Origin of the sequence: Pseudomonas sp. D(2018) (genome assembly GCF_005502555.1) — a bacterium.
Lineage (GTDB): Bacteria > Pseudomonadota > Gammaproteobacteria > Pseudomonadales > Pseudomonadaceae > Metapseudomonas > Metapseudomonas resinovorans.
The window spans coordinates 148,850-175,580 of the sequence record NZ_SCOK01000002.1; the positions used below are offsets into that span (position 1 = coordinate 148,850).

At 64.6% G+C, this 26,731-nt stretch carries 25 protein-coding genes; 17 read left to right on the plus strand and 8 right to left on the minus strand.

Going from position 1 to position 26,731, the window contains the following annotated elements; genetic code table 11:
- Positions 1-61: 61 nt before the first annotated feature.
- Positions 62-496: a DUF411 domain-containing protein gene (locus tag FFS60_RS02400; protein WP_028629674.1), complete on the minus strand. Its 435-nt coding sequence runs from the start codon at positions 494-496 to the stop codon at positions 62-64.
- Between the two features lie 140 nt (positions 497-636).
- Here FFS60_RS02400 and FFS60_RS02405 point away from each other — a divergent pair, with 140 nt between their 5' ends.
- Positions 637-1,023 carry a DUF4345 domain-containing protein gene (locus tag FFS60_RS02405; RefSeq protein WP_137821031.1) on the plus strand — a complete coding sequence of 129 codons (387 nt, stop codon included), beginning with the start codon at positions 637-639 and terminating at the stop codon, positions 1,021-1,023.
- A 128-nt stretch (positions 1,024-1,151) separates the two neighbouring features.
- Here the strand turns inward: FFS60_RS02405 and trmA are convergent, their stop codons facing one another.
- Complete coding sequence (gene trmA, locus FFS60_RS02410) at positions 1,152-2,246, minus strand: tRNA (uridine(54)-C5)-methyltransferase TrmA (protein ID WP_137821032.1); 1,095 nt, start codon at positions 2,244-2,246, stop codon at positions 1,152-1,154.
- A complete protein-coding gene (locus FFS60_RS02415) occupies positions 2,246-3,538 on the minus strand; it encodes an NCS2 family permease (RefSeq protein ID WP_137821033.1) in 1,293 nt (430 codons plus the stop codon). Before FFS60_RS02415 ends, trmA begins: the two co-directional genes overlap by 1 nt.
- Positions 3,539-3,733: 195 nt before the next feature.
- Here FFS60_RS02415 and FFS60_RS02420 point away from each other — a divergent pair, with 195 nt between their 5' ends.
- A complete protein-coding gene (locus tag FFS60_RS02420) occupies positions 3,734-4,300 on the plus strand; it encodes a DJ-1 family glyoxalase III (RefSeq protein ID WP_137821034.1) in 567 nt (188 codons plus the stop codon).
- Positions 4,301-4,958: 658 nt separating this feature from the next.
- On the opposite strand, the gene FFS60_RS02425 is transcribed toward FFS60_RS02420, so the two are convergent.
- The gene (locus FFS60_RS02425; RefSeq protein WP_137821035.1) at positions 4,959-6,167 is read right to left on the minus strand and encodes an MFS transporter; all 1,209 of its coding nucleotides are present in this window, start codon (positions 6,165-6,167) and stop codon (positions 4,959-4,961) included.
- 292 nt (positions 6,168-6,459) lie between these two features.
- Between FFS60_RS02425 and FFS60_RS02430 the strand changes: the two genes are divergently transcribed.
- The 8 genes from FFS60_RS02430 (at position 6,460) to FFS60_RS02465 (ending at position 15,640) form a co-directional block, all read left to right on the plus strand.
- Positions 6,460-9,288, plus strand: a complete 2,829-nt coding sequence (locus tag FFS60_RS02430; protein WP_137821036.1) for a xanthine dehydrogenase family protein molybdopterin-binding subunit — start codon at positions 6,460-6,462, stop codon at positions 9,286-9,288.
- Positions 9,281-9,820 (plus strand): (2Fe-2S)-binding protein, encoded by a 540-nt coding sequence (locus FFS60_RS02435; protein ID WP_137821037.1) that lies wholly within the window; start codon positions 9,281-9,283, stop codon positions 9,818-9,820. Before FFS60_RS02430 ends, FFS60_RS02435 begins: the two co-directional genes overlap by 8 nt.
- Before the next feature lie 2 nt (positions 9,821-9,822).
- Positions 9,823-11,046, plus strand: coding sequence for a cytochrome c (locus FFS60_RS02440; protein ID WP_137821038.1), 1,224 nt, complete (start codon positions 9,823-9,825; stop codon positions 11,044-11,046).
- A 17-nt stretch (positions 11,047-11,063) separates the two neighbouring features.
- Positions 11,064-12,035, plus strand: a complete 972-nt coding sequence (locus FFS60_RS02445; RefSeq protein WP_137821039.1) for an XdhC family protein — start codon at positions 11,064-11,066, stop codon at positions 12,033-12,035.
- 152 nt (positions 12,036-12,187) lie between these two features.
- A complete protein-coding gene (locus tag FFS60_RS02450; RefSeq protein WP_028629664.1) occupies positions 12,188-12,769 on the plus strand; it encodes an NTP transferase domain-containing protein in 582 nt (193 codons plus the stop codon).
- A 273-nt stretch (positions 12,770-13,042) separates the two neighbouring features.
- Complete coding sequence (locus FFS60_RS02455) at positions 13,043-14,479, plus strand: cytochrome ubiquinol oxidase subunit I (protein ID WP_028629663.1); 1,437 nt, start codon at positions 13,043-13,045, stop codon at positions 14,477-14,479.
- Positions 14,480-14,482: 3 nt separating this feature from the next.
- The gene (gene cydB, locus FFS60_RS02460) at positions 14,483-15,490 is read left to right on the plus strand and encodes a cytochrome d ubiquinol oxidase subunit II (protein ID WP_028629662.1); all 1,008 of its coding nucleotides are present in this window, start codon (positions 14,483-14,485) and stop codon (positions 15,488-15,490) included.
- A gap of 9 nt (positions 15,491-15,499) precedes the next feature.
- A complete protein-coding gene (locus FFS60_RS02465) occupies positions 15,500-15,640 on the plus strand; it encodes a DUF2474 domain-containing protein (RefSeq protein WP_036997560.1) in 141 nt (46 codons plus the stop codon).
- Between the two features lie 130 nt (positions 15,641-15,770).
- Here the strand turns inward: FFS60_RS02465 and FFS60_RS02470 are convergent, their stop codons facing one another.
- A complete protein-coding gene (locus FFS60_RS02470) occupies positions 15,771-16,895 on the minus strand; it encodes a class I SAM-dependent methyltransferase (protein WP_137821040.1) in 1,125 nt (374 codons plus the stop codon).
- A gap of 83 nt (positions 16,896-16,978) precedes the next feature.
- Between FFS60_RS02470 and FFS60_RS02475 the strand changes: the two genes are divergently transcribed.
- Positions 16,979-17,755: a ferredoxin--NADP reductase gene (locus tag FFS60_RS02475; protein WP_028629660.1), complete on the plus strand. Its 777-nt coding sequence runs from the start codon at positions 16,979-16,981 to the stop codon at positions 17,753-17,755.
- A gap of 117 nt (positions 17,756-17,872) precedes the next feature.
- Here the strand turns inward: FFS60_RS02475 and FFS60_RS02480 are convergent, their stop codons facing one another.
- Together FFS60_RS02480 and ccoN are read right to left on the minus strand one after the other, a co-directional pair.
- Positions 17,873-18,118, minus strand: a complete 246-nt coding sequence (locus tag FFS60_RS02480) for a hypothetical protein (RefSeq protein ID WP_028629659.1) — start codon at positions 18,116-18,118, stop codon at positions 17,873-17,875.
- On the minus strand, positions 18,111-19,547 hold the full coding sequence (gene ccoN, locus FFS60_RS02485) for a cytochrome-c oxidase, cbb3-type subunit I (protein WP_137821041.1): 1,437 nt from the start codon (positions 19,545-19,547) through the stop codon (positions 18,111-18,113). The genes FFS60_RS02480 and ccoN overlap by 8 nt, the downstream gene beginning before the upstream one ends.
- Before the next feature lie 292 nt (positions 19,548-19,839).
- Between ccoN and FFS60_RS02490 the strand changes: the two genes are divergently transcribed.
- From FFS60_RS02490 to FFS60_RS02500, 3 genes are all read left to right on the plus strand, one after another.
- Complete coding sequence (locus FFS60_RS02490) at positions 19,840-21,510, plus strand: nitrite/sulfite reductase (protein WP_137821042.1); 1,671 nt, start codon at positions 19,840-19,842, stop codon at positions 21,508-21,510.
- Positions 21,507-21,983, plus strand: coding sequence for a DUF934 domain-containing protein (locus tag FFS60_RS02495; protein WP_137821043.1), 477 nt, complete (start codon positions 21,507-21,509; stop codon positions 21,981-21,983). The genes FFS60_RS02490 and FFS60_RS02495 overlap by 4 nt, the downstream gene beginning before the upstream one ends.
- Positions 21,984-22,257: 274 nt before the next feature.
- Positions 22,258-23,811, plus strand: a complete 1,554-nt coding sequence (locus FFS60_RS02500; protein WP_137821044.1) for a TerC family protein — start codon at positions 22,258-22,260, stop codon at positions 23,809-23,811.
- A gap of 254 nt (positions 23,812-24,065) precedes the next feature.
- Here FFS60_RS02500 and mscL read toward each other — a convergent pair whose 3' ends face one another.
- Entirely contained in the window at positions 24,066-24,476 is a 411-nt protein-coding gene (gene mscL / locus FFS60_RS02505) for a large-conductance mechanosensitive channel protein MscL (RefSeq protein ID WP_028629654.1), read from the minus strand.
- Positions 24,477-24,686: 210 nt separating this feature from the next.
- Here mscL and FFS60_RS02510 point away from each other — a divergent pair, with 210 nt between their 5' ends.
- The 3 genes from FFS60_RS02510 to radA all read left to right on the plus strand — a co-directional run bounded on the left by FFS60_RS02510 (position 24,687) and on the right by radA (position 26,698).
- Positions 24,687-24,932, plus strand: a complete 246-nt coding sequence (locus tag FFS60_RS02510) for a YdcH family protein (protein WP_028629653.1) — start codon at positions 24,687-24,689, stop codon at positions 24,930-24,932.
- Between the two features lie 79 nt (positions 24,933-25,011).
- Positions 25,012-25,290, plus strand: coding sequence for a hypothetical protein (locus FFS60_RS02515; protein ID WP_028629652.1), 279 nt, complete (start codon positions 25,012-25,014; stop codon positions 25,288-25,290).
- 43 nt (positions 25,291-25,333) lie between these two features.
- Entirely contained in the window at positions 25,334-26,698 is a 1,365-nt protein-coding gene (gene radA, locus FFS60_RS02520; RefSeq protein WP_028629651.1) for a DNA repair protein RadA, read from the plus strand.
- The last annotated feature ends 33 nt before the right edge of the window (positions 26,699-26,731 follow it).

The window sequence follows — 26,731 nt, forward strand, 5'->3', positions numbered from 1 at the left end:
TTCAGGCTCCAGGGAAAAGAAAACGGCCGCTTCAAGCGGCCGTCCGAGGGGATGCTCGGGTTCAGCGGGCAGGATACTCGCTGAGCACGCTCAGCTTGCCACCCTGGGCAACGCCGATCACCTGGTAGGCGTCCTGCCGGTCGCCCATTTCCATGCCGGGGGAACCCACCGGCATGCCCGGTACGGCAGCGCCCAGCAGGTCGGGGCGCTCGCGCAGCTTGAGTACATCGCTGGCCGGCACATGGCCTTCGACGAATTTACCGTCCACCACGCCGGTGTGGCAGGAGCCGAGCTGGTAGGGCACGCCGACGCGCATCTTCACCGCGGCCATGTCGCTTTCCTCGTGGTCGCGGACCTGGATGCCGTTGTCCCGCAGGTGACTGATCCAGGCCTTGCAGCAGCCACAGTTCGGGTCACGGTAGACGTCCATGGTGATGGGCTCGGCAGCCTGGGCGATGCCGGCCAGCAGGGTGGTGAGCAGGAGGAGGGAACGCATGGGGGCTCCTTGCGGCCAGGCAGGCCGGAAACAAAGAAAAGTAGGATAGCGCCGCACCTTTCCATGCCCAAGCAAAGCTCTGTATCAGACTATTCCCGAGCGGCCTATGCTTTTTTCTGACCTCGTTGCGAGACCAGACGATGCTCTTCACCCGCATCCTGCTGGGCCTGCAGGCCCTCATTCTTGCTGGCTTCGGGCTGGCGTACTTCATCCGCCCGGAAGAAATGGCCAGCCTCAGCGGCATGCTGCTGATGGACCCTTCGGCGGTGACCGATGTGCGTGCTTACTACGGCTGTCTGCAGCTGGGCATCGCGGCCTTCCTGCTGCTGGCCCAACTGCGCCTGCAACTGGCGCGGGCAGCGCTGGACCTGCTGGTGCTGATCTATGTCGCCCTCGCCTTGGGGCGGATCAGCGGCCTCTGGCTGGACGGCAGTCTGGGGCAGACCTTCAACCTCTACGCGCTGCTGTTCGAGGTGGTGTCGGCGGGACTGGCCTTTGCCGCGCTACGCAAGCTGGATGGGGCCTAGGCTTCCCAGCCCTCGTAGGATGGGTTGAGCCTGCGAAACCGATCAACCGTGGCTGCATGGGTTTCGTGCCTCACCCATCCTACGGTTCTGTAGTCAGGGGGGGACGTTTCATCGAGCCACCACCGAACTCAGCGCCGCTCCAGCAGCACGCCCGATTCCATGTGGTGCGTGTAGGGGAACTGATCGAACAGGGCGCAGCGCACCACCTTGTGGGTATCGCTCAACTGCTGGATGTTCGCCGCCAGCGTCTCCGGATTGCAGGAGATATAGAGGATGCGGTCGAAGCGGCGGGTCAGTTCGCAAGTGTCCGGGTCCATGCCGGCGCGGGGCGGGTCGACGAAGACGCTGCCGAACTCATAGCGCTTGAGGTCGATACCCGCCAGGCGGAGGAATGGGCGCACTTCGTTCAGCGCTTCGGTCAGTTCCTCCGCGGACAGGCGCACCAGGGTGACGTTATCCACAGCGTTATCGGCCAGGTTGGCCAGGGCGGCATTCACCGAGGTCTTGCTGATCTCGGTGGCCAGCACCTTGCGCACGCGGGTAGCCAGCGGCAGGGTGAAGTTGCCGTTGCCGCAATAGAGCTCGAGCAGGTCGTCCTGGCGATCGCCCAGCACGTCGAAGGCCCAGCCCAGCATCTTCTGGTTCACCTCGCCATTGGGCTGGGTGAAGGCCCCCTCCGGCTGGCGATAGCGGAACACCCGGCCAGAAACGGTCAGTGCTTCCTCGACATAGTCGCGGCCGATGACGATGCGCTTGCCCTTGGAACGACCTACCAGGCTCACACCCAGTTCGGCGGCCAGCGTCGCGGCTTCGGCCTGCCAGGCGTCGTCCAGCGGACGGTGGTAGCAAAGCGTGATCAGCGCATCGCCGGCCAGGGTGGTCAGGAACTCCACCTGGAACAGCTTGAAGGACAGCACCTTGCTCGCTTGCCAGCCGGCTTTCAGGCGCGGCATCAGTTCGTTGATGCGGCGGCTGGCGATGGGGAAGTCTTCGATCATCACCGGGGTGAACTTGTCGCCGGCTTCGAACATCGCGTAGTGGCGGTTTTCGCTGCCGGTCTCGCGCCACAGGCGGAATTCGGCGCGCAGGCGATAGTGCTCACGGGGGGATTCGAAGACGTCCGGTTCCGGGGCATCGAAGGGCGCCAGCAGCGCCTTCAGGCGCTGCGTCTTCTCGGCAAGCTGGGCGGTGTAGGCCGCCGGGTCGAACTGGGGACGACTCATCAGTGGAAGAAACCCATCTTGATAACAAAGAGTACCGCGAGGATCACCAGCGCCGGGCTCAGCTCTTTATAGCGGCCGGCGAGGGTCTTGATCGCGGCCCAGGCGATGAAACCGAAGGCGATGCCGTCGGCAATGGAATAGGTGAACGGCATGGCCAGGGTGGTGATCAGCACGGGAGCGGCAGTGGTCAGGTCGCTCCAATCTATCTCGGCCAGGCCCGAGGCCATCAGCACGGCAACGAAGAACAGTGCCGGCGCGGTGGCGAAGGCCGGCACGCTACCCGCCAGCGGCGAGAGGAACAGCGCCAGCAGGAACAGTACGGCGACTACCAGCGCGGTGAGGCCGGTACGGCCGCCGGCGCTGACGCCCGCGGCGGACTCGATGTAGCTGGTGGTGGTGGAAGTACCCAGCAGGGAACCGCCCATGGCGGCGGTGGAGTCGGCGATCAGGGCACGGCCCATCTTCGGCATGTAGCCATCGGCGCGCATCAGGCCAGCCTTCTTCGCCACGGCGATCAGGGTGCCGGAGTTGTCGAACAGGTCGACGAAGAGGAAGGCGAAGATCACGCTCACCAGGCCGATTTCCAGCGCCCCCTTGATGTCCAGCTGGAGGAAGGTGGGGGCCAGCGACGGCGGCATGGAGAAGATGCCACCGAACTGGGAGACGCCCAGCGCGATGCCGGCGATGGTCACCAGGAGGATGCCGATCAGCACGGCGCCGGTCACCTTGCGGGCTTCCAGGGCGACGATCAGGAAAAAGCCGAGCACGGCGAGGATCGGCTCGGGCTTGGTCAGGTCACCGACGGTCAGCATGGTCACCGGGTGGGCGGCAACGATGCCGGCCTTCTGCAGGGCGATCAACCCGAGGAACAGGCCGATGCCGGCGGCGATGGCCGAGCGCAGTTCCAGCGGGATGCTGTTGATGATCCACTCACGGATCTTGAACACCGAAAGCACGAAGAACATGCAGGCGGAGAGGAACACAGCGCCCAGGGCCACCTGCCAGGTGTGACCCATCTGCAGGACCACGGTGTAGGTAAAGAAGGCGTTCAGGCCCATGCCGGGGGCCAGGGCGATGGGGTAGTTGGCGATCAGCGCCATGGTGGCCGAGCCGATAGCGGCTGCAAGGCAGGTGGCGACGAAGATCGCACCCTTGTCCATGCCGGTCTCGCCGAGGATGGCCGGGTTGACGAAGAGGATGTAGGCCATCGTCAGGAAGGTCGTCAGACCGGCCAGGACCTCGGTGCGCACATTGGTGTCGTGCGCCTTGAGTTGGAACAGCTTTTCCAGCATGTGTGGGCTCCCCGTGACGCACTGCGTCGTTGTCATTCAGCTGGCGAAAAGCAAAGCACAAATGCACGGCGCACGCGGGCGCCATGGACTTTTCTCTGCCAGTCTGAAAAAAGGCGCGCATCATACCAGCTCGCCCCGGAGCGGTGAATTTATGACCGGACGGACAGCTTCGGTTTCCAGGAAAAGGAGAACACCATGCATACCCAACCTCATCTCCTGGCCCTGATCGCCGTTGCCGAAGGCGTTGAAGACCTGGAAACCGTGACCCTGATCGACGTGCTGCGGCGCGCCGACATCAAGACCGTGGTGGCCAGCATCGAAACCCGCCGGATGATCACACTGGCCCGCGGCACTCGCCTGACCGCCGACACCATGCTGCTGGACGTGCTGGCGCAGGAATACGACCTGATCGTCCTGCCCGGTGGCATGCCCGGCGCCCAGCGCCTGGGCGAGCACGAGCCGCTGGCCGAGAAGGTCCGCCAGCAGGCCAAGGCAGGCCGTTTCTTCGCTGCCATCTGCGCCTCCCCGGCTATGGCCCTGCAGCCCTACGGCGTGCTGCGCCAGCGCCGCATGACCTGCTACCCGACCTTCAGCGACCGGCTGTCCGGTTGCGCCTTCGTCGACCAGCCGGTGGTGGTCGACGGCAACTGCATCACCGCCCAAGGGCCGGGCTCTGCCCTGGCCTTCGCGCTGACCCTGGTGGAACAGCTGTGCGGCAAGGCCAAGCGCAACGAAATCGCCAAGGCGATGCTGGTGGAGTGACGGGAGAGTTGCAGGGGCTTGTCCTGTAGGAGCGAATTCATTCGCCAAGGGGGGGCGCTGCAGCCCCTTCCTCGTTCGCAAGGGCAGACCTTTGGTCTGCCTGGCGAATGAATTGGCTATGTCTGCGTTAGCTGTTGCAACGTTGATTTAAGCGCTCTAGCGCAGGCATTCCAGGCTTCCGGGCCAGCCTGACGCAGCCCTCATCCGAACGCGGCCCGCCCCGCCCCTCTCCCAGAGGGCGAGGGGTGACTCGCGCCGGCGAGGTACAAGCCATCCTGAAGCCCACATGGGCCTGAAACCGGGCTGACGAGGTGGGGCAGCGACTGCGCCCCTTCAGGAGGCCGAGCGGAATCGTTGTGCAGGGGGGCGAGCGGCATGGATGCCGCGAGAGGCGTGTGGGGCCATGGATGGCCCCTCTCGCCGGGCCCCCGGAGCAACGATGGAGTGAGGGAACCCCGGCGAAGCCGGGGCCGGATGCAGGGGCAAGCCCTTTGGTTCCTTTCGGCGCTTGAGAAAGGGACTCGTCCGGGGGGGACGAAACCAGAAACATCCGCAGAACTCGGCAAGCTGCTGGGCTCAGGACGTTCTAGCAACACTTAACGCAGACATAGCCAATAAATTCGCCCCTACAATTGGCTCATCCCCACGAAAAGCAGGCTCAGTGCAGCTTGTCCCGCTTGGCCAGGCTCGGGAACAGTTTCATCCACAGGCCGGTCACGATCAGCGTGCCGACACCGCCCATGACCACCGCCGGCACGGTGCCGAACCAGGCTGCGGTGACGCCGGACTCGAACTCACCCAACTGGTTGGAAGCGCCGATGAACAGCCCGTTCACCGCGCTGACCCGGCCGCGCATCTCGTCCGGGGTGTGCAGCTGCACGAAGGCGCCGCGGATCACCATGCTGATCATGTCCGCCGCGCCGAGCACCGCCAGCACCGCCAGGGAGAACCAGAAGGAAGTAGACAGGCCGAAGGCAATGGTCGCCACGCCGAAGATCCCTACCGAGGTGAACATGATTCGCCCGACATTGCGCTCGATGGGGAAGCGCGCCAGCCAGAAGGACATCAGCAATGCGCCGACCGCCGGAGCCGAGCGCAACAGGCCCAGGCCCCAGGGGCCGGTGAGCAGGATGTCCTTGGCGAACACCGGGAGCAGGGCGGTGGCGCCACCCAGCAGCACAGCGAAGAGGTCCAGGGAGATCGCGCCGAGGATGTCCGGCCGGCTGCGGATGAAGCGGATGCCCGCCAGCAGGTTCTCCAGGTTGGCCGGCGCCTTGTTGGCCTGCTGCTGGCTGCTCGAAAGGCCCAGCATCAGGACGCAGGCGGCGATGTAGAGAACCGCCGTCGGGCCGTAGACCCACAGGCTGCCGAAGGCGTAGAGCAGGCCGCCGAGGGCCGGCGCGACGATGGTGGCTGCCTGCATCGCTGACGCAGAGGCGGCAACGGCGCGGGGGAACAGTTCCTTGGGCACCACATTGGGTAACAGTGCCTGGGTAGCCGGCATCTCGAAGGCGCGCGCGGCTCCGAGAACGAAGGCCATCAGGAAGATCAGCTCGCGGCTGGCGCTATCAGTGGCGCTGGCGAACACCAGCGCCCCAGCCACCAGGGCCTGCAGCACCTGGCAAAGGGCGGCAACGCGGCGGCGGTCGAAGCGGTCGGCCACATGCCCGGTATGCAGCATGAACATCACCCGTGGCAGGAACTCCACCAGGCCGACCAGGCCCAGGTCGAGCACGCTGCCGGTGAGTTCGTAGATATGCCAGCCGATGGCGACTGTGATCATCTGGAAACCGCTTGCCGTGCAGACGCGGGCGAACCAGAAAGCCAGGAAGGGACGGTGGTGGCGTAGGAGGAGGGCCTGAGACATATCCGGAAAAAGCTTAGGCTGCTAACGGTGGCGCAGCCTAGCACGACGGCGGAAACATGCGGTTGCATTTGCCGAAGAGAGCGTTCGATCAGCGCCTGCTCCTCGGAAATTTCTGACCAAAGAGACAGATTTCCCCTTTGTGTCTGTCAGTGATTTCGTTAGAATTTGACTTTAAAGTCAGGTTTATCCCTCCGACTACTCTCATATCTACGACCCTTCTCCCCGGAAGGGCCGACAACCGTGTTTTGCACAAAGAAAAGGGCCGGCCACCGCCGGTCGATGAGGAACGGGCATGTCCACTCCTGAGTTATCCCGTCGCGCCTTCCTGCAAGGCAGCGTCGTCGCCGGTATCGGCATCACCCTTGCCCCTTTGGGCAGCAAGGCCTTCGCCGCGCTGTTCGAAGAGCAGGTCACCCGCACGCCGGAGCCCTGGCACACCGTTGGTGGCCAGGCTCGTGGGCGGATCGACGGCGTCAGCAAGGTCTGCGGCGGCAAGGTGTTCGCTCGGGACATTCGCGCCAAGGACATGCCCGGCTGGCCGCAGCAGCAAGGCCATGCGCTGCTGCTCAAGGCCACCCGTGCCGATCATCTTTACCAAGGCATCGACCTGTCCATGCTTGGCGAAGAGCTCAAGCCCGATCGCGTGGTGACGGCTGCCGACCTCGCACGGGACGGCATCGCCTTCCCTGAAGGCCACAACCCCGACCCCTTCCTGCCCGAAGGCCAGGTGCCGATGTTCATCGGCCACCCGGTGGCGCTGCTGATCTGGAAAGACTTCGACCGTTACCGTCGGGCGAAGAACATCCTCAAGTTCAACGAGAAGGTGGTGCGCTACGGTGCCCAGGCTCCGCTGTACCAGCGTGACCCCTACGGCAGTTTCCGCTTCGTGCGCGTTGGCGGTGCCACGCCTTTCGAGCCGGATACCTTCTCCAGCCTGAAGGACAGCATGCTGTTCCCGCTGATCCGCGAGCGCAAACCCACCTGGGGCGCTGGCAACCCGGCTGGCGATCTGACCGCCCAGGGCCTCTACCACGCTGAGCAGATGCAGTCGAAGCTGGCCAATCCGCCAGAAGGCTGGATGGTCTTCGACGAACGCTTCAAGACCCAGTCCATCGAGCCGGCCGCCCTGGAAGCGGACAACGGCAACGGCTGGTACGACCCGGCCACCGGCACCCTGCATTTCGTCGTGGCCACCCAGTGCCCCTTCGAGGTGGCCGAGCAGACCGCGCACATGCTGGCGCCGTCGCGCTTCAAGGTGCAGAAGCTGAACATGCACCCCGGCTACACCGTCGGTTACGGCTCCAAGGACAACAACATCTTCGTGTTCTACGCCGCCCTGGCCGCCCTCTACGGCGACGGCGTGCCGGTGCGCCTGGCCAATGACCGCTACGAGCAGTTCCAGAGCGGCATCAAGCGCCACCCCTTCGACATGCATTACCAACTGGCGGTGAAGAAGGACGACCTGTCGTTCCAGATCTTCCGTGCCCACATGGATGTCGACGGCGGCGGTCGCATCAACTACAGCCCCTCGGTCGCCGCCGTGGGTGCTACTGCCGCGCAGTCCATCTACTACCTCCCGCAGAGCGATCTGGCGGCCACCGCCTACCACTCCCGTGGGGTCGAAGCCGGTTCCATGCGTGGATACGGCACCCTGCAGACCATGGCCGCCACCGAAATGATGGTGGATGAGGTCGCCGCGCGCCTGGGCGTCGACCCCATCGAGCTGCGCCGCAAGAACGTCTTCAAGTCCGGCATGAAGAACACCCAGGGCGCGATTCCCGCTGGTGCCCTGCGCCTGGACGAAATCCTCGACAAGGCTGCGCAGCACGAGGTCTGGAAGAATCGCGACACGCGCAAGCGCGAAGAAGAGGCGAAGGCCCCGGACAACTACTACGGCGTAGGCTTCGCCATCTGCCAGAAGGACTTCGGCACCGGCTCCGAGGCCCCCATGGCGAGCCTGGAGTTCACCGCCGACGGCCGCGTGACGCTGCACCAGATCGCCATCGACATGGGCACCGGCATGGCGACCTCCCAGGCGCTGCTGGTGGCGGACTACCTGGGCCGCCCGGCCCATGAGATCCGCACCGGCGTCACCGAATGGTCCGAGCTGGACCTGACCACCAGCGGCAACCCTTACCTGATCAGCCAGGCTGAACAGGATGCCGCGCTGAAGAACCCGCGCTGGGTCGGCAAGCTGGCGTCGCCGTCCTCGGCCACCAACTCGGCCTACTACTCCGGCCACGGCACCCGCGAGGCGGCACGTATCCTCTTCAACCACGGCCTGTGGCCGGCGGCGCTGAGCATCTGGGGGCGCGGCGAGTTTGGCGGCCTGGCCAACCCCTACGTGGTACGCCGCGAGGACGCCCATTGGGTGGAAGGCAAACTGACCGCCAATGGCCTGCCGCCGATCCCCTTCGAGGTGCTGGCGCACAAGGCCCACGAGCTGGGCCTGGTCACGGGTGTCAGCGTCCACGGTTTCAACCGCTGGGCCTGGGCCGAGGGCGAGTTCGACATCGACGGCAAGCGCGACACCTTCCCGCTGGACGCCGTGGCCGTTAAATACGGTGACGGTGCTGCCAAGGAGAAGAAGGCGAAGATGACCAGCCACGGCTACCACCTGCTGGACCGTACCGCCATCAGCTATCCGCCGACCCAGCTGAACAACGCCATGGTCACCTACTACAGCCCGGTGGCGACGCTGGTGGAAGTGAAGGTGAACAAGGGCAGTGGTGAGGCGCGGGTGATCAACCACCATTCCTGGCTGGAGTGTGGCCGGGTGATCGTGCCCGAACTGGTGCTCGGCCAGCTCGAAGGCGGCATCGCCATGGGCATCGGCCACGCGCTACTGGAAGACATGCCGCTGTACGAGGGCGGCCCCGGCGAAGGCACCTGGAACTTCAACCGTTACCAGTTGCCCCGCGCCAAGGACTGCGCGGTGTGGAAACAGACCGCTGAAATCCTCCCGCCGCTGTCGCCCAGCGACCCGGCCAAGGGCATTGCCGAAGTGGTGATGATCCCGGTGGTCGGCGCCATCGTGAACGCCGTGGCCCACGCCACCGGCAAGCGCCTGCGCGACCTTCCCCTGACTCCGGCCCGCATCAAGGAGGCCCTCCATGGCTAAGCGCGCCCTCAGCATGACCCTCAACGGCCAGGCCGTCGGTCCCTTCACCGTGGACGACGACCTGATGATGATCGAGTTCCTCCACGAACACCTGAACCTCACCGGCTCGCGCCTGGGTTGCGGCCAGGGCATCTGCCATGCCTGCGTGGCGATCCTCGACAAGCCCGACGGCACCAGCGAGGAGATCCGCACCTGCATCACCGGCGCGCACTTCTTCGACGGCAAGAAGGTGCGCACCATCGAAGGCCACGCCAAGCGTGATGCCAAGGGCGAAGTGACCGAGCTGAACCCGATCCAGCAGAAGTTCATCGACCAGTTCGCCTTCCAGTGCAGCTACTGCACCCCCGGCTACGTCAACGCCGCCACCGTGCTGGTGGAAAAGCTCCAGCGCCAGCCGGTCAAGCGCAGTGAACTGGAAGGGGAGATCGAACACGCCCTGGGCAACCACATCTGCCGCTGCACCGGCTACGTCCGCTACTACAACGCCGCGCGCGCAGTGGTAGAAGGTCTCGGCCTGGTCAAGGAGGGTTGAGGATGCGCTCGTTACTCCTCGCAGCCCTGCTGCTGCCCCTGGCCGCCCAAGCCGCTGAACAGCCGGCGGACAAGGCGCTGATCGAGCGTGGCAAGTACCTGTCCCGTGCCGCCGACTGCGTGGCCTGCCACAGCATCGAAGGCGGTGCCGAGTACGCTGGCGGCCTGCCGCTGGTGTCGCCGTTCGGCACCATCTACGGCACCAACATCACTCCGGACAAGGAGCATGGCATCGGCGACTACAGCGCTGAAGAGTTCTACAAGGCTGTGACCCAGGGCGAGCGCAAGGACGGCGGCAAGCTCTACCCGGCCATGCCCTACACCTCCTACCACCTGCTCAAGCGTGAAGACTCCGACGCCATCTACGCCTATCTGATGAGCCTGGAGCCCATCGCCAAGCCGAGCCCGAAGACCGACCTGGCCTTCCCCTTCAACGTGCGCTTCGGCATGACCTTCTGGAACATGCTCTACAAGAACCGCGTGCAGCTCGAGCCGGCCGACGGCAAGGGCGAGGAGTGGCAGCGCGGCCAGTACCTGGTGGAAGTGCTCGGCCACTGCGGCGAGTGCCACACCCCGCGTAACGCGCTGGGTGCCCTGCAGCAGGACCTGCGCATGACCGGCGGCGTGATCCTCGGCTACGAGGCCCCGAGCCTGCTGGCCAAGGACCTGGCCGAGCGCGGCTGGACCACGGACGACTTGTCCACCTTCCTCAAGCACGGCATCAGCGATCAGGGTTCGGTATTCAACGAGATGTACCCGGTGCTGCACCACAGCACCCAGTACCTGCCTCAGGATGATCACCGCGCCATGGCCACCTACCTGCTGGGCGAAGAGCCGCCGGCGCCGCGCAAGATAGCTGCCGTGGCCGAGGCTGAACTGGGCGAAAGCGCCGCTCGCGGGCGCCAGGACTACCTCAACGTCTGTGCCGGTTGCCACGGCGTGGCAGGAGAAGGCGTGCCGCACGTGGCAGTTGCCATGAACGGCAACACCACCCTGCGCCTGGCGGATTCCCGCAACCTGCTGCGGGTGATCGACGACGGCATCCGCGAGCAGCAGTTCACCGGTTTCGAACGGATGCAGCCAATGCCCTGCTTCAGGGATAAACTCGACGACGGCCAGATGCGCGACCTGCTCAACTACCTGCGTCAGACCTGGGGCGGCCTTGAGGCTGAGGTGAGCCCGGAGCGGGTGACGGAACTGCGCGGCGAGGTCCTGTCGTCTCACTGATTAGGGTATTTCCCACGATGCAACACCTCGATCTGCTGGTGGTGCGCAAGGCGCTGGAGTGGTCCGCTTCCGGCCAGCGCGTGTGGCTCTGCACCGTCCTCGCGACCTATGGCTCGGCGCCCCGTGCGCCGGGCTCCCTGCTGGCCGCCACCGCCGACGGGCACTGGATCGGCTCGCTGTCGGGCGGCTGCGTGGAAGATGACTTCCTCGAACGCCTGGTCGCCGGTGCCTTTGCCGAGCCGGTTCAACTGGTGCGCTATGGCGACGGCAGCGATACCCAGTCGTCGATCCGTCTGCCCTGCGGCGGCATTCTCGACGTGCTGGTGGAAAACCTGCCCGCCGACTGCGATGTCCAGGCGCACCTGCGAGAGCTGGAAACGGCCTTGGCCGGCCAGCGCCGCTTGATCCGCGAGGTCGCCCTGCCCGAGGGCGTGCGTCGGTTGTTGCCTGACCGCGACCACGGCCCGCGAGTGCAGCGTGAAGGCGACCTGCTGCATCTGCGCGTCGGCGCCGCCCAGCGCCTTTTGCTGGCGGGCTACTCCACGGTGGCCCAGGTATGCGCCGAGTTTGGCCAGAGCCTGGGCTTCGAGGTGGTGCTCTGCGACCCGCGTGATGAGGTGTTGCACGGCGTCGAGCTGCCGGGCGTGGAAATCCGCCGCGAGCTGCCTTCGGAGTTCATCCGCCAGGGCGGCTGTCACGCCGATACCGCCGTGGTTGCCCTGACCCATGATCCGAAGATCGACGACCTGGCGATGATCGAGGCGGTTCGCACCGAGGCCTTTTACATCGGCGTGATGGGCTCCATGGCCACCAGCGCCAAGCGCATGGAGCGCCTGCGCCGGGTCGGTGGCCTGAATGAGGCGGAGCTTGCGCGCATCATCGCGCCCATTGGCCTGAACCTTGGCAGCAAGACCCCGTCCGAAATCGCCCTGGCGGTGCTCGCGGACATCCTGCGGGTGCGCAATGGGATTGCGCGCGAGCGGGTGTGATCAGGCGAATTCAATCGCACGAATCCTTGTAGGGGCGAATTCATTCGCCAAGGGCAGCTATGCTGCCCCCCCTTCGGCCTTGCAGGGCAGACCTTCGGCCTGCTTGGCGATTGAAATCGCCCCTACAGTTTCATCGCCCCGGGAGTTGATGCATGCCCAATGTCCCCGCCCTGATCCTCGCCGCCGGTTTCGGCACCCGCTTTGGCAGCGACAAGCGCCGCGCCGCCCTGGCTGACGGCCGCACGCTGCTGGCAGCCAGCCTGGAGCGTGCCCGGACGGTGTTCGACGAGGTGCATGTAGTGCTGCGCCCGGAAGACGATTCGGCGGAGTTGGGGCTGCCGGAAAGCTGCAGCATCATCCTGTGCGAGGACGCCGGGCAGGGCATGGGCCATAGCCTCGCGGCCGGTGCGCGGGCGCTTGCTGGCGGCGGGGGAGAAGCCATCGCCGTACTGCTCGGGGACATGCCCTGGATCGCTGAATCCAGCCTGCGCACGCTGCTGGCCAAGGCCGCGTCGGACCGTATCGTGTTCCCTGTGCATCACGATGAGCGTGGTCATCCCGTGCTCTTCGGACGGGACTTCTGGCCGGAACTCCAGGCGCTCACCGGCGACGAAGGCGCGCGGCGGGTGCTGCGCGCCCATGCCGCCGCCTGGGTGGCGGTGGGGGTGGACGATCCGGGTGTGCTGCGGGATGTGGACAGCCCTGAGGCGCTCTATCCCTGTTCCGCGTCCTGAAACTCCATACCCCTGCATATTCCATGCGGCGGTCGGCCGCGCGGCAACCTGTCGCGCGGCAACGAACCACAGCTGCCTGAAAGCCTTGAACGGCTACTCTCTATGCATTGCTTGATCCGCGTCAAAACCCCTTGCGCGGGTTTGTGAAGGGCCAATCTGGCCCGCATCCAGTCGCAGCAGACCTCACAAGAACAATTCGGTCCGGCCTGGCTCCTCTATCCGGTGGAGTCGCGCGGGGCCTGCACCCGTATCAACCTGATTAGAGGATTCGCCATGTTCGGATTGGAGGCTCTCGATCTCGCCCGAATGCAGTTCGCCTTCACCGTGTCCTTCCACATCATCTTCCCGGCCATCACCATCGGCCTGGCGAGCTACCTCGCCGTCCTGGAAGGGTTGTGGCTGAAAACACGCGAGGAGGTCTACCGCGACCTCTATCACTTCTGGTCGAAGATATTCGCCGTGAACTTCGGCATGGGCGTGGTTTCCGGCCTGGTCATGGCCTACCAGTTCGGCACCAACTGGAGCGCCTTCTCCGACTTCGCCGGCGCGGTCACCGGGCCGTTGCTGACCTACGAGGTGCTCACCGCGTTCTTCCTCGAAGCCGGTTTCCTCGGCGTCATGCTGTTCGGCTGGAACCGCGTGGGCCCTGGCCTGCACTTCTTCTCCACGGTGATGGTGGCCATCGGCACCATCATTTCCACTTTCTGGATCCTCGCCTCCAACAGCTGGATGCAGACCCCGCAGGGCTTCGAGATCATCGACGGCCGCGTGGTACCGGTGGACTGGCTGGCGGTGATCTTCAACCCGTCCTTCCCCTACCGCCTGCTGCACATGGCCACCGCCGCCTTCCTCGCCACCGCCTTCTTCGTCGGCGCCTCGGCGGCCTGGCACCTGCTGCGCGGCCGCGACAACCCGGCGATCCGCAAGATGCTCTCCATGGCCATGTGGATGGCGCTGATCGTGGCCCCGGTACAGGCGTTCATCGGTGACCTGCACGGCCTCAATACCCTCAAGCACCAGCCGGCGAAGATCGCCGCGATGGAAGGCCACTGGGACAACAGCAGTGGTGAAGCCACCCCGCTGATCCTCTTCGGCTGGCCGGACATGGAGCGCGAGGAAACCCGCTTCAAGGTGGAGGTGCCCTACCTCGGCAGCTTGATCCTGACCCACAGCCTGGACAAGCAGGTACCGGCGCTGAAGGACTTCCCGAAGGAAGACCGCCCCAACTCCACCGTGGTGTTCTGGTCGTTCCGCATCATGGCTGGCCTGGGCATGCTGATGATCCTCACCGGCATGTGGAGCCTGTGGCTGCGCTGGCGCGGCGGGCTGTTCCAGTCCCGGCCGTTCCTCTACCTGTGCCTGTGGATGGGCCCGTCCGGGTTGATCGCAATCCTCGCCGGCTGGTTCACCACCGAGATGGGCCGCCAGCCCTGGGTGGTCTATGGGTTGATGCGCACGGCCGACGCGGTGTCCAACCACAGCGTGACGCAGATGAGCCTGACCCTGGTGAGCTTCGTGGTGGTGTACTTCGTGCTCTTCGGCGCGGGCCTGGGCTACATGATGCGCCTGGTGCGCAAGGGCCCGGTCACCCACGAAGGCAAGGAACAGGGTATCGGCGGCCCCGGCCAGCACCGCACCCCTGCGCGCCCGCTCTCGGCGACCGAAGAGGGCATGGACGATGACGACAACGCGACCGAGGTAAGGAGCTGAACCATGGGCGTCGATCTTTCACTGATCTGGGCGATCATCATCATCTTCGGCGTGATGATGTACGTGGTGATGGACGGTTTCGATCTCGGAATCGGCATCCTCTTCCCCTTCGTCAAGGATGACGGCGAGCGCGACGTGATGATGAACACTGTCGCGCCGGTCTGGGACGGCAACGAGACCTGGCTGATTCTGGGAGGCGCCGGCCTGTTCGGCGCTTTCCCGCTGGCCTACTCGGTGGTGCTGTCCGCGCTCTACCTACCGCTGATCCTGATGCTGCTGGGGCTGATCTTCCGTGGCGTGGCCTTCGAGTTCCGCTTCAAGGCCAAGCCGGCCAAGCGTCACCTGTGGGATAAGGCCTTCATCGGTGGCTCCATCGCCGCCACCTTCTTCCAGGGTGTGGCGCTCGGCGCCTATATCGAAGGCATCCCGGTGGTGAACCGCACCTTTGCCGGCGGCTCGCTGGACTGGCTGGCACCCTTCCCGATGTTCTGTGGCCTCGGCCTGATCGCGGCCTACGCGTTGCTGGGCTGCACCTGGCTGATCATGAAGACCGAAGGTCGCCTGCAGCAGCAGATGCACGACCTGGCGCGCCCGCTGGTGCTGGTGCTGCTGGCCATCACCGGCATCGTCAGCATCTGGACGCCGCTGGCCCATGAGGACATTGCCGCGCGCTGGTTCAGCCTGCCCAACCTGTTCTGGTTCATGCCGGTGCCAATCCTGGTGCTGGTGTGCACCTGGGCGTTGCTGCGCGCCGTGGCGAACAACGCCCACCACGCGCCCTTCGTGCTGACCCTGGTGCTGATTTTCCTCGGCTATAGCGGCCTGGGTATCAGCCTCTGGCCGAACGTGATCCCGCCGTCCATCTCCATCTGGGAGGCCGCCTCGCCGCCACAGAGCCAAGGCTTCATCCTGGTGGGCGCGCTGTTCATCATTCCCTTCATCCTGATGTACACCGCCTGGAGCTACTACGTGTTCCGCGGCAAGGTGACCCAGGAAGACGGCTACCACTAGGAGCGGCTTGTGGATAAGTCAGAGAAGAAACCGCTGTGGCAGCGCCTGGGCTGGCTGGTGGGCATCTGGGCCCTCAGCGTGCTGGCCTTGGGCGCGGTGGCCTACCTGCTGCGGATGTTCATGACGGCGGCGGGGTTGAGTACGCACTAGACCTTTTCTCCCCTCTCCCTCCGGGAGAGGGGCTGAGGGTGAGGGTGGTTGTAGCTGGCTCGCGTTAGGGGCAGTTGCGCTGCCCTTGGCGAATGAATTCGCCCCTACACGACTCAGTAGCCCGTTGTCGTCATTTGCTTGCCTTTAACACCACGAACTTAGGCGTAGCCGCCACCTGCTCCACACCCCGGAACAGGCGCTTGAGCTTGGCGTGGTAGCCCAGGTGGCGGTTGCCCACGATCCACAGCTCGCCCCCTGCCACCAGCGCATTGCGTGCCTGCACGAACATGCGCCAGGCGAGGAAGTCGCCCACCACCTGCTGCTGGTGGAAGGGTGGGTTGCACAGCACCAGATCCAGCGAGTCCGCAGGCTGTTCGGCCAGGCCGTCGCCCGCGCGGATATCCACAGGGCGTTCGCCGAGTGCCGCTTGCCAGTTTTCCCGAGCCGATTGCACCGCCATGTAGGACTCATCCACCAGGGTCATCTGCGCCTGCGGGTTGGCCAGGGCGTAGGCGATGCCGAGCACGCCATTGCCGCAGCCCAGGTCCGCCGCACGGACGTCCGCCAGGCTGCGCGGCAAGTGCGGGAGGAAGGCGCGGGTACCGATATCCAGGCCTTCGCGGCAGAACACGTTGGCATGGTTGATCAGGGTCAGGCGCGGTTGGTCCAGTTGGTAGTGGGTGGGGTAGGGCGAAGTGACGGCCGGCTTCTGTTCGGGCGTGGCGATCAGCAGGCGTGCCTTCTTCACGGCCAGTGACGGTTGCATCGGGCCGATGTATTTCGCCAGCAGGTCCCCCGCAGCGTGAGGCAGGTGCTTGACCATGCCGGCGGCGATCACGCTAGCGCCGGGGGCCAGTTGGCCGTGCAGACGGATCAGTTGTTCTTCCAGCAGTGCCAGGGTCTTGGGCACGCGGATCAGCACGCGGTCGAATGGCCCTTCGGCCACTTCACAGGCGGGTACGAAGCGCACGGCGGTGGTATCGAGGCCATTGCGCGCCAGGTTGCGTTGCAGGGCGATATGGCCCAGATGCGAGTCGCCGCTGCTGGTGACCCGCGCGTGAGGGGCAAGGCTGGCGGCCAGGGCGCCGAAGCTGTCGTTCAGCACCAGGATGCGCGCCTCGGCTGTCAGCCCCTGCCCATGCAGGTGACTGAGCAGGTACTCATCGGCGGCGTCGAAGGCCTGCAGCGGATCGTCCTGCTGTTCGGGCTGACGAACGAGGTCGAGCTGGGCAAAAGGCGTAGCAAATATAGGCATAAGAACCGGCGGTGTTTCTGAAGGCCGCTTTGCGAGACACTGGGGCGGCCTTCGAACGAATCGGAAAAGAGTGGGAGCGGAGTATGACCGCCAGCGAAGAGAAGTTCACCCGTCAGACCCTGCTGGATGTGCAGACCCTGACGCCTAACCTGTTCACCCTGCGCACCACCCGCGACGCGGGTTTCCGCTTTCGCGCCGGTCAGTTCGCCCGCCTGGGGGTGACCAAGGCCGATGGCAGCACCGTCTGGCGCGCTTATTCCATGGTTTCGGCGCCTCACGACGAGCATCTGGAGTTCTTCTCGATCGTCGTACCGGAAGGCGAGTTCACCAGCGAACTGTCGCGGCTTAAGGAAGGCGACACCCTGATGGTGGACAAGACAGCCTTCGGCTTCCTTACCCTCGATCGCTTCGTCGATGGTCGCGACCTCTGGCTGCTGGCCACCGGAACTGGCCTTGCGCCCTTCCTGTCGATCCTCCAGGACCTGGAAGTCTGGCAGCGCTTTGAGCGCATCATCCTGGTTTACAGCGTGCGCCAGGCGGCCGAGCTGGCCTACCAGCCGCTGATCGACGACCTGAAGAGTCGTGACTACCTGGAAGGCGTGGCCGACAAGCTGCTGTATATCCCCGTGGTGACCCGCGAGGAAGTCGCCGGTGCCTTGCATGGGCGCATCACCACCCTGATCGAGAACGGCGAGCTGGAGCGCGCCGCCGGCCTGGACCTGACCCCGGAGCACTCGCGCGTAATGCTCTGCGGCAACCCGCAGATGATCGAGGACACCCGCGCCGTGCTGAAGGCGCGTGACATGAACCTCAGCCTGACCCGCCGACCGGGGCAGGTGGCGGTGGAGAACTACTGGTAAAAGGCGGTCGCTGTTGCCGTTCAGCGACCGTAGGATGGGTAGAGCGGAGCGAAACCCATGCTGTCGGATCGATGGGGTTGCTGGCTCGCGGAACACCGCCCGCCCCATCCTGCCGGCTCAGGCATCCATCTCTATCCGGCTCGCACACCCCCCATTACACCGCCCCGGACAGCTACAACCCGTGCTGCTGCGCCCGGTCGCGCGTTCCATGCGCTGGGCTACGGGTTCGTCATCGGCGAAGGGCAGCATGGTGGCTTCGTCCAGTTGGCGCTGGCTCCTGCCACCCAGGCAGGCCTGGGTGGCGAGGTAGAAGAAGGTCACGGCGGCCAGACTGAGCAGGGCGAAGGCGCTTTCACTATCCATGGGCCACCGCCTGCGGAACTGTCTCTGACGTACGGGCATCGCCCACGCGCACCGTGCGCCAGGTGTTCCAGGCCATCAGCAACATGCCGGTCACGAAGAAGATGCCGCCCACCATACGCACCACGAAGCCGGGATGACTGGCTTCCAGGGCCTCCACGAAGGAGTAGGTCAGGGTGCCGTCTTCGTTGACTGCACGCCACATCAGCCCTTGGGTGATGCCGTTGACCCACATCGAGGCGATGTAGAGCACGGTGCCGATGGTGGCCAACCAGAAGTGGGCGTTGATCAGGCCGATGCTGTGCATCTGGGCGCGGCCGTAAAGGCGCGGAATCAGGTGGTACAGGGAGCCGATGGTGATCATCGCCACCCAGCCCAGCGCCCCGGCGTGAACGTGGCCGATGGTCCAGTCGGTGTAGTGGGAGAGGGCGTTGACGGTCTTGATCGCCATCATCGGGCCTTCGAAGGTACTCATGCCGTAGAAGGCTAGGGACACCACCAGGAAGCGCAGGATCGGGTCCTCGCGCAACTTATGCCAGGCCCCTGAGAGGGTCATCATGCCGTTGATCATGCCGCCCCAGCTGGGTGCCAGGAGGATGATCGACATCACCATGCCGAGGGACTGCGCCCAGTCGGGCAGGGCGGTGTAGTGCAGGTGGTGCGGACCGGCCCAGATGTACAGGGTGATCAGTGCCCAGAAGTGCACGATGGACAGCCGATAGGAATACACCGGACGCCCGGCCTGCTTGGGGATGAAGTAGTACATCATCCCGAGGAAGCCCGTGGTCAGGAAGAAGCCCACGGCGTTGTGCCCATACCACCACTGCACCATGGCATCGGTGGCCCCGGAGTAGACCGAGTAGGACTTGAACCAGCTCACCGGGATGGCCATGTGGTTGACGATGTGCAGCATCGCGGTGACCACGATGAACGCACCGAAGAACCAGTTGCCCACGTAGATGTGCCTGGTCTTGCGCTTCATCACCGTGCCGAAGAACACCACCGCGTAGGCGATCCAGACGATGCCCATCCATACCGCACCGGTGAATTCCACCTCGGCGTATTCCTTGGTGGTGGTCAGACCCTGGGGCAGGGTGACCAGCAGGATCACCACCAGCGCCTGCCAGCCCCAGAAGGTGAAGGCGGCCAGCGCGCCGCCGAACAGCCGCGCCTGGCAGGTGCGCTGCACTGTGTAGTAACTGGTGGCGAACAGCGCGCTGCCGCCGAAGGCGAAGATCACCAGGTTGGTGTGCAGCGGGCGCAGGCGGCCGAAGCTGGTCCAGGGCAGGTCGAGGTTCAGCGCCGGCCAGACGAGCTGGGCGGCAATGAACACACCCATGCCCATGCCGACGATGCCCCAGACGATGGTCATGAGGGCGAACTGGCGAACCACCTTGTAGTCGTAGGTCGGTTCCGGGATTGCGGTGTTCATGTGCGTGCCTTTCGGTTGGGAAGACTGAGCGGTCGCCACTCTAGAAAGCTCGCCGAAAAGGAAACAGACTCAGATCATTTAGCTTTTTAGTGATCAGATTGGCGGCATATGCAATACCTGTAGGAGCGAGCTTGCTCGCGAATGTATGCGCTTCGCGAGCAAGCTCGCTCCTACCGTTGGCGTCACGCGAAATTTCATCTGATATGGTTTTTCTAGCTATATCTGGCGCTGTTTCTTCGTTCTGCCGCTGGCCATAGTTACGGCTCCGCCCGCCTTGCTGGAGCCCGCTTGCATGTACCACTACGACGACTACGACCGCGCCCTGGTGCAGGAGCGCGTGGCGCAATTCCGCGACCAGGTGGCGCGGCGCATCAGTGGCGAGCTGACTGAGGAAGAGTTCCTGCCCCTGCGCCTGCAGAACGGTCTTTACCTGCAGAAGCACGCCTACATGCTGCGGGTTGCCATTCCCTACGGGACGCTGTCGTCGAACCAGTTGCGCTGCCTCGCACGCATCGCCCGCGAGCATGACCGCGGCTACGGCCACTTCACCACCCGGCAGAACATACAGTTCAACTGGATCGACCTCGCCGAGGTGCCGGATATCCTCCAGCAGTTGGCCGAAGTGGAGATGCACGCCATCCAGACCTCCGGCAACTGCGTGCGCAACATCACCACCGAGGCCTTCGCCGGGGTGGCGGCTGATGAAGTGCTGGACCCGCGTCCGCTGGCGGAAATCCTGCGCCAGTGGTCCACCATCAATCCGGAATTCCTCTTCTTGCCGCGCAAGTTCAAGATCGCCCTCTGCGCCGCCGAGCAGGACCGCGCCGCCGTGCAGATGCACGACATCGGCCTCTACCTGTACCGCGACGACGTGGGCGAGATGCGTTTTCGCGTGCTGGTGGGCGGTGGCCTTGGCCGCACGCCGATCCTCGGCCAGCAAATTCGCGACGGCTTGCACTGGCGCCATCTGTTGTCCTACGTCGAAGCCATCCTGCGGGTCTACAACCGCCATGGCAGGCGCGACAACAAGTACAAGGCGCGGATCAAGATCCTGGTCAAGGCCCTGGGTATCGAGGCATTCGCCCGCGAGGTGGAAGCCGAATGGCAGCACCTGAAGGACGGCCCAGCCGAGCTGACCGAGGCCGAGTACCAGCGGGTTGCGGCTAGCTTCGACGCCCCGGCTTACGCACATCTCGACGATACCGATCTGGGCCACGGCAGCCATCTGGCACGGGACCCGGCGTTCGCCCGCTGGTGCGCGCGCAACCTCCAGCCGCACAAGGTGCCGGGCTACGCCGCCGTGGTGCTGTCCACCAAACCCGGCCCAGACGCGCCGCCCGGCGATGTGACGGCGGCCCAGATGGAGGCAGTCGCCGAGTGGGCCGAGCGCTTCGGTTTCGGTGAAATCCGTATCGCCCATGAACAGAACCTGGTGCTGCCGGATGTACGCAAGGCCGATCTGCACGCGCTCTGGCAACTGGCCTGTCAACAGGGCCTGGCGACAGCGAACATTGGCTTGCTCACCGACATCATTGCCTGCCCGGGGGGCGACTACTGCTCCCTGGCCAACGCCAAGTCCATCCCCATCGCCCAGGCCATCCAGGCGCGCTTCGCCGATTCGGCGGCGTTGCAGGAGCTGGGTGACCTCAGCCTGAACATCTCCGGTTGCATGAACGCCTGTGGCCACCACCACATCGGCAATATCGGCATCCTCGGCGTGGATAAGGGCGGCAGCGAGTGGTACCAGATCACCTTGGGCGGCGCGCAGGGCATGGACAGCGAGCTGGGCAAGGTGATCGGCCCATCCTTCAGCGCTGAGGAGGTGCCGGATGTGATCGAACGGGTAGTGGAGACCTTCCGTGACCACCGCGAGCCGGAAGAGCGCTTCGTCGACACCGTGCGGCGCATCGGACTGGAGCCCTTCAAGGTACGGGTCTACGCCAAGGCGGAGGTGACGGCATGAACAACCTGATCAAGCTTGTAGATGGCCAGGCACGCCTGGTGGACGACCCCTGGACGCTGGTGCGCGAGGCGGGAGAATTCTTGCCTGACGGGCAACTGATCCTGCCGCTGGCGCTCTGGCGCGAGCGCGGCGGTCGCGATGGGCTGTTGCTGCAGCCGGATGATGAAGTGGAGCCACTGGCGCCGTTGGCCGACGATCTGCCGCTGATCGCGGTGGATTTCCCGAGCTTCCGCGATGGCCGCGGCTACAGCCAGGCCTACCTGCTGCGCACCCGCCTTGGCTGGCGCGGCGAACTGCGTGCGGTAGGTGATGTCTTGCGCGACCAGCTCAGCCATATGCGCCAATGCGGCTTCGATGCCTTTGCCGTGCGTGAGGACAAATCCGCCGAGGATGCGCTGAAGGGGCTGGCCGGTGTGAGCGTGCTTTATGGGCGTTCGGTGATAGAGCCGAGACCGCTATTCCGCAGGCGGTAAGAGATTTCGTACATGAATGGTAAAAATTCCTCGCTTAGAGTTGGTGGTTTTCTGACCTAGCATTCGCAGTTCGTTTATCCGAACCGGAAACCAATGGACAGCGATAGTTGTAAGCCGCCCCCTGCATCCCTGGGCGCGGCCCCCTTCCCAACGGCGTCCGCGCACGCCAATTCGAACGGCAGTTTCCTGCTGCCTACCCTTCGTGCATGTCGATGCAACGCCCACAGGCGTGGTTCGTGCCTGCCTGTGACCTTCTCCAGAGAGCCTGACCCCTATGGAATGGATAGTTGACCCTACGGCCTGGTTGGGCCTTTTGACCCTGATCGTTCTCGAAATCGTACTCGGCATCGACAACCTGGTGTTCATCGCCATCCTGGCGGACAAGCTGCCGCCCCATCAGCGGGACCGCGCGCGGCTGATCGGCCTGTCCCTGGCCCTGGTGATGCGCTTGGGCCTGCTGGCCAGCATCTCCTGGTTGGTGACCCTGACCTCGCCCTTGTTCGAGGTGTTCGACAAGAGCTTCTCCGGCCGTGACCTGATCATGCTGTTCGGTGGTGTGTTCCTGCTGTTCAAGGCCACCATGGAGCTGCACGAGCGCCTGGAAGGCCGGGTTCATAGCCAGGGCGGCAGCCGTACCTATGCGCTGTTCTGGCCGGTCGTGGCGCAGATCGTGGTGCTGGATGCGGTGTTCTCCCTGGACGCGGTGATCACTGCCGTGGGCATGGTTGAGCACCTGGAAGTGATGATGATCGCCGTGGTCGTTTCCATCGGCCTGATGATCATCGCCAGCAAGCCGCTGACCGCCTTCGTCAACGCCCACCCGACGGTGATCATGCTGTGTCTGGGCTTCTTGATGATGATCGGCTTCAGCCTGACGGCCGAGGGCCTGGGCTTCCACATTCCGAAAGGCTACCTGTACGCCGCCATTGGTTTCTCGCTGCTGATCGAGGCCGCCAACCAATTGGTGCGCTGGCGCCGCAAGCGCCAGTTGCACGGCGGCCGCGAGCTGCGCGAACGCACCGCCCACGCCGTGTTGCGCCTGCTCGGTGGGCGCGGCGTGGAGGCAGACGAAGTGGGTGAGGACATCGCCGACCTGCTGGACGGTGGCGACGCCGGCAAAGTGCCCTTCGATCGCCGTGAGCGGATCATGATCAGTGGCGTTCTGGGACTGGCCGAGCGTCCGATTCGTACCCTGATGACCAACCGCAGCGAGGTGGAACGTATCGACTTGCACGAGCCGCGCGAAAGCATTCGCGACGCCCTGCTGCGTTCGCCGCACTCGCGTCTGTTGGTGATCCGTGATGGTGATGTGGATGAGCCACTGGGCTACGTGCACAAGAAGGAGTTGCTGCGCGAGCTGCTCCAAGGCCAGCAGCCGGACTTCGAGCAAGTGCTTCGAGTCCCGCCGAACCTGCCGGAAAGTGCGTCGGTGCTGAGTGCCCTCGAGGAAATGCGCAGGGCGTCGACCCACGTGGCCTTTGTGGTCAACGAGTTCGGCGGCTTCGAAGGCCTGCTGACCATGACCGATATCCTCGAGTCCATCGCTGGCGAACTGCCCGATGCCAGCGAGGTGGACGGCCTGGACATCGAGCCCTGCGAGGGCGGCTGGAAAGTCAGCGGTGCGGTGAACCTGAGCCTCTTGGGTGAGCGCCTGGGCTTTTCCGCCAAGCCTGGCGAGGACTACCAGACCCTGGCCGGCCTGGCGATGAGCCTGCTGGACCGACTGCCGGTGACCGGCGACGCCCTGGAAGTGGAAGGTTGGCAGCTGGAGGTGGTCGAGGTGAAGGAGCGACGGGTGAACCGGTTGTTGCTCAAGCCCATCTCATAGATGGCCGGGGCGTAGAAGGGGCGAATTCATTGGCGCTGCCTGCATGACGTGTTGCAAGCAGCTGCATTGCCCCTGCAAGGCTCTTGCACCGATGGTCAATGTCTCGCAGCAGCTAACGCAGACATAGCGAATTCATTCGCCAAGCGGACCGCAGGTCCGCCCTGCAAGCCCAAAGTGGCCGCTTCGCGGTTCGCCCCACAACTAGCAACGGCGCCTATGAGGCGCCGTTGTCTTTTGCGGCCCTGCCGTCAGGACTACTTGTCCTGCTGCGCTTTGAGCAGGTCGCGAATCTCGGTCAGCAGTTCCTGCTCCTTGGTCGGTGCCGGCGGGGCTTCCGGTGCGGCGGCTTCTTCGCGCTTGAGCCGGTTGATCGCTTTCACCCCCATGAAGATCGCGAAAGCCACGATCACGAAGTCCAGAATGGTCTGGATGAACTTGCCGTAGCTCAGTACCACAGCCGGGATGTCGCCCTCGGCCGCCTTCAGGGTGACGGCCAGGTCGGAGAAGTCCACACCGCCGATCAACAGACCAATGGGAGGCATGATCACATCGCCCACGAAGGACGAGACGATCTTGCCGAAGGCGGCGCCGATGATGATACCCACGGCCATGTCGACCACGTTGCCCTTGACGGCGAAGGCTTTGAATTCACTGATCAGACTCATGTTTCACTCCCTGAGGTTCTGGTTTTAGCGCTGAAGTGTAATTCAGCAAGTCGAGGCTGCCAGCGACGGCCACCTCCTTGTGCGGGCGCACATGCTAGGGCCCCGGCACCGGCCGTGCCAAGCTCGGGAGGAGATTCCGTCAGGTGGCGCTTTCCAGCGGCGGTGCCTGGTCTAGCCTGAGAGGGAGGCTGCAAGAGGAGGGTCGCTGCCATGCCACTAGAACATCATCCGCTCAACCGTGAATTCCCGGAGTTCAAGGACACCATGCGCTCGCTGCTGCAGAGCGATGCGCACTTTGCCCGGTTGGCGGGGGAGTACCAGAGCCTGGATTCGCAAATCTACGAAGTCGAGGACGGCAACAAAGCCCTCGACGACAACGCTTTGCACGGACTTAAGGTCCAGCGAGTTGCACTCAAGGACGAAATTGCCCGAATGCTCAAGAGCGCCAAGGGCTGATGCCTTGATTTGATCGGGGTCAACAGGGTGCGGAAGGTGGACGGATAGGCTGGGGCATCCACTATCCGGAGCCTGTTCCATGCCTGCCACCACTCAAATGCCCGGCGCGGACTTTTCGTCTGCGTTGTCCGTTTCGCCTGAACGTCAGGAAGCCGTCGAACGCCTGGAACGCCTGCAACAGCAGTACGAGCTGCTGCAACGACGTATCGCGCGTGTCGAGGAAGGTAGCGAGCCACTGGACGGCTCCAGCCTGACCGCGCTGCGCATGCGCCTGGACGGCCTGCGTGAGGATCTGGAGCGCCAGCGTCGGCGGGCCAGCGGTCAGTGCTGCAACTGTGGGGGCGGCTGCCGAGGCTGATCCGCTATCATGCGGGCTTTCGTGTTTCTGACGGAGTCCGCTGATGGCCAAGGCCAAGCGCATGTACGGCTGCACCGAGTGCGGCGCCACCTTCCCCAAATGGGCCGGCCAGTGTGCCGACTGTGGGGCTTGGAACACCCTGGTGGAAACCGTGCTGGAGGGCACTGCTGCCAGCTCGAACGGGCGTACCGGCTGGACCGGCCAGCAGGCTCAGATCAAGACCCTGGCCGAGGTCAGCGTCGAGGAGATGCCGCGCTTCTCCACCGCCTCCACCGAGCTGGATCGCGTCCTTGGCGGCGGCTTGGTGGACGGTTCTGTGGTGTTGATCGGTGGCGATCCCGGCATCGGCAAGTCCACCATCCTCCTGCAGACCCTCTGCAACATCGCTGCGCGCTTCCCCGCGCTCTACGTCACGGGTGAAGAGTCCCAGCAGCAGGTCGCCATGCGCGCCCGTCGTCTGGGTTTGCCGGAAGACAAGCTCAAGGTGATGACCGAAACCTGCATCGAAAGCATCATCGCCACCGCGCGGCTAGAGAAGCCGAAGGTGATGGTGATCGACTCCATCCAGACCATCTTCACTGAACAACTGCAGTCGGCGCCCGGCGGCGTTTCCCAGGTCCGCGAGAGTGCGGCCTTGCTGGTGCGCTTCGCCAAACAGAGCGGCACGGCGATCTTCCTGGTCGGCCACGTGACCAAGGAAGGTGCCCTGGCCGGTCCGCGCGTGCTGGAGCACATGGTGGACACGGTGCTGTATTTCGAGGGCGAGTCAGACGGCCGCCTGCGCCTGCTGCGGGCGGTGAAGAATCGCTTCGGTGCGGTCAACGAACTGGGCGTGTTCGGCATGACCGACAAGGGCCTGAAAGAAGTTTCCAACCCTTCGGCGATCTTCCTCACCCGGGCTCAGGAATCCGTGCCCGGCAGTGTGGTGATGGCCACGTGGGAAGGCTCCCGGCCCATGCTGGTGGAGGTCCAGGCCCTGGTGGACACCAGCCACCTGGCCAACCCCCGCCGCGTGACCCTGGGCCTGGACCAGAACCGCTTGGCCATGCTGCTCGCGGTGCTGCATCGCCATGGCGGCATCCCCACGTATGACCAGGACGTGTTCCTCAACGTGGTGGGTGGTGTGAAGGTGCTGGAAACCGCGTCCGACCTGGCGCTGATCGCCGCAATCATCTCCAGCCTGCGCAATCGCCCGCTGGCTCATGACGTGCTGGTGTTCGGTGAGGTGGGCCTGTCCGGCGAGGTTCGTCCGGTACCCAGCGGTCAGGAGCGCTTGAAAGAAGCGGCCAAGCACGGCTTCAAACGCGCGATCGTGCCCAGGGGCAATGCGCCCAAGGAAGACCCGCCCGGCCTGAGCGTGGTGGCGGTGACGCGTCTGGAGCAGGCATTGGATGCGTTGTTCGAGTAGCGGGAAGCCGGACATTCGCCCCTACAAGGAGCG

Excerpts from the sequence above, each read along its gene's own strand:
- FFS60_RS02495 (WP_137821043.1), top strand. The coding sequence starts at position 21,507 with ATGAACAACCTGATCAAGCTTGTAGATGGCCAGGCACGCCTGGTGGAC.
- FFS60_RS02475 (WP_028629660.1), top strand. The coding sequence starts at position 16,979 with ATGACCGCCAGCGAAGAGAAGTTCACCCGTCAGACCCTGCTGGATGTG.
- ccoN (WP_137821041.1), bottom strand. The coding sequence starts at position 19,547 with ATGAACACCGCAATCCCGGAACCGACCTACGACTACAAGGTGGTTCGC.
- FFS60_RS02450 (WP_028629664.1), top strand. The coding sequence starts at position 12,188 with ATGCCCAATGTCCCCGCCCTGATCCTCGCCGCCGGTTTCGGCACCCGC.
- trmA (WP_137821032.1), bottom strand. The coding sequence starts at position 2,246 with ATGAGTCGTCCCCAGTTCGACCCGGCGGCCTACACCGCCCAGCTTGCC.
- FFS60_RS02430 (WP_137821036.1), top strand. The coding sequence starts at position 6,460 with ATGTCCACTCCTGAGTTATCCCGTCGCGCCTTCCTGCAAGGCAGCGTC.
- FFS60_RS02440 (WP_137821038.1), top strand. The coding sequence starts at position 9,823 with ATGCGCTCGTTACTCCTCGCAGCCCTGCTGCTGCCCCTGGCCGCCCAA.
- FFS60_RS02455 (WP_028629663.1), top strand. The coding sequence starts at position 13,043 with ATGTTCGGATTGGAGGCTCTCGATCTCGCCCGAATGCAGTTCGCCTTC.
- mscL (WP_028629654.1), bottom strand. The coding sequence starts at position 24,476 with ATGAGTCTGATCAGTGAATTCAAAGCCTTCGCCGTCAAGGGCAACGTG.
- FFS60_RS02490 (WP_137821042.1), top strand. The coding sequence starts at position 19,840 with ATGTACCACTACGACGACTACGACCGCGCCCTGGTGCAGGAGCGCGTG.
- FFS60_RS02515 (WP_028629652.1), top strand. The coding sequence starts at position 25,012 with ATGCCTGCCACCACTCAAATGCCCGGCGCGGACTTTTCGTCTGCGTTG.
- FFS60_RS02405 (WP_137821031.1), top strand. The coding sequence starts at position 637 with ATGCTCTTCACCCGCATCCTGCTGGGCCTGCAGGCCCTCATTCTTGCT.
- radA (WP_028629651.1), top strand. The coding sequence starts at position 25,334 with ATGGCCAAGGCCAAGCGCATGTACGGCTGCACCGAGTGCGGCGCCACC.
- FFS60_RS02500 (WP_137821044.1), top strand. The coding sequence starts at position 22,258 with ATGGAATGGATAGTTGACCCTACGGCCTGGTTGGGCCTTTTGACCCTG.
- FFS60_RS02510 (WP_028629653.1), top strand. The coding sequence starts at position 24,687 with ATGCCACTAGAACATCATCCGCTCAACCGTGAATTCCCGGAGTTCAAG.
- FFS60_RS02480 (WP_028629659.1), bottom strand. The coding sequence starts at position 18,118 with ATGGATAGTGAAAGCGCCTTCGCCCTGCTCAGTCTGGCCGCCGTGACC.
- FFS60_RS02425 (WP_137821035.1), bottom strand. The coding sequence starts at position 6,167 with ATGTCTCAGGCCCTCCTCCTACGCCACCACCGTCCCTTCCTGGCTTTC.
- FFS60_RS02420 (WP_137821034.1), top strand. The coding sequence starts at position 3,734 with ATGCATACCCAACCTCATCTCCTGGCCCTGATCGCCGTTGCCGAAGGC.
- FFS60_RS02470 (WP_137821040.1), bottom strand. The coding sequence starts at position 16,895 with ATGCCTATATTTGCTACGCCTTTTGCCCAGCTCGACCTCGTTCGTCAG.
- FFS60_RS02435 (WP_137821037.1), top strand. The coding sequence starts at position 9,281 with ATGGCTAAGCGCGCCCTCAGCATGACCCTCAACGGCCAGGCCGTCGGT.
- FFS60_RS02415 (WP_137821033.1), bottom strand. The coding sequence starts at position 3,538 with ATGCTGGAAAAGCTGTTCCAACTCAAGGCGCACGACACCAATGTGCGC.
- FFS60_RS02445 (WP_137821039.1), top strand. The coding sequence starts at position 11,064 with ATGCAACACCTCGATCTGCTGGTGGTGCGCAAGGCGCTGGAGTGGTCC.
- FFS60_RS02400 (WP_028629674.1), bottom strand. The coding sequence starts at position 496 with ATGCGTTCCCTCCTCCTGCTCACCACCCTGCTGGCCGGCATCGCCCAG.
- cydB (WP_028629662.1), top strand. The coding sequence starts at position 14,483 with ATGGGCGTCGATCTTTCACTGATCTGGGCGATCATCATCATCTTCGGC.